This window comes from Psychrobacter sp. AOP7-A1-24, assembly GCF_052376235.1.
GTDB lineage: Bacteria > Pseudomonadota > Gammaproteobacteria > Pseudomonadales > Moraxellaceae > Psychrobacter.
Window position 1 is genome coordinate 1 of sequence record NZ_JBQSVM010000086.1, and the last position, 2,856, is coordinate 2,856.

General features: G+C 44.4%; 3 protein-coding genes. All 3 read left to right on the forward strand.

Annotation, left to right across the window (positions count from 1 at the left end; translation table 11 throughout):
• Positions 1-198: 198 nt before the first annotated feature.
• Positions 199-1,389, forward strand: a complete 1,191-nt coding sequence (gene kbl / locus ACT3QQ_RS13750) for a glycine C-acetyltransferase (protein ID WP_444528410.1) — start codon at positions 199-201, stop codon at positions 1,387-1,389.
• 58 nt (positions 1,390-1,447) lie between these two features.
• Positions 1,448-2,473: an L-threonine 3-dehydrogenase gene (gene tdh, locus ACT3QQ_RS13755; protein ID WP_444521137.1), complete on the forward strand. Its 1,026-nt coding sequence runs from the start codon at positions 1,448-1,450 to the stop codon at positions 2,471-2,473.
• A gap of 120 nt (positions 2,474-2,593) precedes the next feature.
• Entirely contained in the window at positions 2,594-2,770 is a 177-nt protein-coding gene (locus tag ACT3QQ_RS13760) for a hypothetical protein (RefSeq protein ID WP_444528411.1), read from the forward strand.
• The last annotated feature ends 86 nt before the right edge of the window (positions 2,771-2,856 follow it).

Genomic DNA, 2,856 nt, shown 5'->3' on the forward strand with positions numbered 1-2,856 from the left:
CGCTCACAGGGTTATAGATAGTCTCACTGCTCACACCATCTCGTTGGGCTTCACGCATCTTTGGTTTTATCATTGATTCTAATGATGGCTGGGATGATGTGCAGATTTGATAGCTTGGCTTTGATAGCTTAGTTCTATTACCAGTCCCCATATCTCTATTATCAAACAAACACCAATAATATTAAAAAAGGAATATTTATGTATCAAGCCTTTCAGAAACACCTACAACAAGAAATCAGTGACATACGCGCGGCAGGGCTATATAAGAACGAGCGCGTTATCACTTCTCCGCAAGATGCACTCATCAAGATCGCCGATGGTCGTGAGATGCTTAACTTCTGTGCCAATAATTACCTTGGATTGTCTGACCACCCTGAGATTAAAAAGGCAGCTATCGGAGCCATTGAAGACTCAGGCTACGGTATGTCATCGGTGCGATTTATTTGTGGCACGCAAGATTTGCATAAGCAATTAGAGGCGGCAATTTCTAAATTCTTTAATACCGAAGATACGATTCTTTATGCGGCCTGTTTTGATGCCAATGGCGGTGCCTTTGAGCCACTGCTAACTGCTGAGGATGCCATTATTTCTGATTCGTTAAATCATGCCTCAATTATTGATGGTGTGCGCCTGTGTAAAGCCGCGCGTTACCGCTACGCCAATGCAGACATGCAAGATTTAGAAACGCAATTGCAAGCGGCACAAGCACAGCGTTTTCGTTTGATTGTCACCGATGGTGTGTTTTCAATGGATGGTAACGTGGCGCCGATGGATGAGATTTATGCGTTGGCACAGAAATATGATGCCATGGTGATGATTGACGAGTCGCACTCAGCAGGCGTGGTCGGTCGCACTGGCGGCGGTGTGACTGAATTGTTTGATCTACGTGGCGATGTTGAGCTAATCACTGGCACTTTAGGCAAAGCATTTGGCGGTGCTATTGGCGGCTTCACGACGGGTAAAAAAGAAATGATTGAGATGCTGCGCCAACGCTCACGCCCGTATTTGTTTTCAAACTCTATTCCTCCTATGGTCGCTGCCGCTGGGGTAAAAGCATTTGAAATGCTATCGCAAAACAATACCCTACAAGACCAATTGCATGAAAATACCGCCTATTTTGTGAAGCAAATGCAAGATGCAGGCTTCGATATCAAGCCTACCGAATCGGCCATTTGTGCGGTGATGCTCTATGACGCCAATGTCTCCCAGCAAATGGCAGACGCACTGCTTGAAGAAGGCATTTATGTGATTGGCTTCTTTTATCCTGTCGTACCCAAAAATGAGGCTCGCATTCGTGTGCAGCTCTCTGCTGCTCATACTCGCGAGCAGCTCGATCAGTGTATCGCTGCCTTTATCAAAGTCGCCAAGCAAATGAAGGTGATTGATTAAGCGTCGCTCGGTATTTATCTAAATTCAACAATAAAATGCAGTTAAACAAGAGAAAAGTATGAAAGCACTGGTTAAAGCCCATGCCGAAAAAGGCATCTGGATGCAAGACATGCCAGAACCAACGGTCGGCATCAATGACGTTAAAATTAAAATCAAAAAGACCGCCATTTGTGGCACAGATTTGCACATTTATAAATGGGATGAGTGGTCACAAAAAACCATAAAAACGCCGATGATCATCGGACATGAATACGTCGGTGTCATTAGTGAAATGGGCGATGGCGTCAAGCATCTAGAAGTAGGTGATCGCGTCACAGGCGAAGGCCATATCGCTTGCGGGCATTGCCGTAACTGCCGCCGTGGCAAGCTACATGTGTGTGAGAACACTATAGGCGTGGGCGTCGACCGCGATGGCGCGTTTGCCGAATATTTGGTGATACCTGCTGACAATGCCATCAAACTCGATGATCGAATCAGCGATGAGATGGCAGCCATTATGGATCCGTTTGGCAATGCCACGCATACCGCTTTATCATTTCCTGTCCTTGGTGAAGATGTGTTGGTTACGGGTGCGGGACTGATTGGGTCAATGGCGACAGCGATTTGCCGCTTCGCAGGGGCACGTAATATTGTGGTCAGTGATATCAGTGATTATCGTCTAGAGCTTGCCAAAAAAATGGGGGCGACGATGACCATCAACCCAGCCAAGGGTGAAACTATCGAAGGTGCTATCGATGAATTAAACATGCACGGCTTTGATATTGGGCTTGAGATGTCAGGCTCGCCTCAGGCATTTGATTCGATGATCAATAACATGTACAACGGCTCCAAAATCTCTCTCTTGGGTATTTTACCTAATACCACCACGGTGGATTGGAGCAAGATTATCTTTAAGGCGTTGACACTAAAAGGTATTTATGGCCGCGAGATGTGGGAGACGTGGTATCAGATGGAGCAAATGCTGATTAGTGGGATTGATTTGACACCAATCATTACTCATCGCATGCACATTGATGACTTTCAAGAAGGCTTCGATATCATGGAAAGCGGACAATGTGGTAAGGTAATTTTAAGCTGGGATTAATTTTGGCGATTCAGCATTTGAGGAATCGTGGTTAACTTTTACATTGTCATGACTGATAAAACGGCACTGATTATTTCAGTGCCGTTTTTTATATGGTAAAAATCATATGGGAGACAAGCTATGGGCGATTCTGAAGCCGAAAAACTTGAAAAGTATTTAGCAGAAAAAGCCAAGCAAGATCAGGAAAAAGAACAAGAGTCTGAGCCGCTTTCTGCTTATGATGCTTGTGTGCTAAAGCAGAGTGCTAAGATTCATGAGTTGATTGCTAAGGCTAAGAAGGGGTTGAATAGTGCGTAGCTGGGCAAAATATGTTTTTAAAGCTTAATTAGCATCAGACTATATTATTTAATAGTGAAGTAGATTAGTGAAAATTTAATTATAAT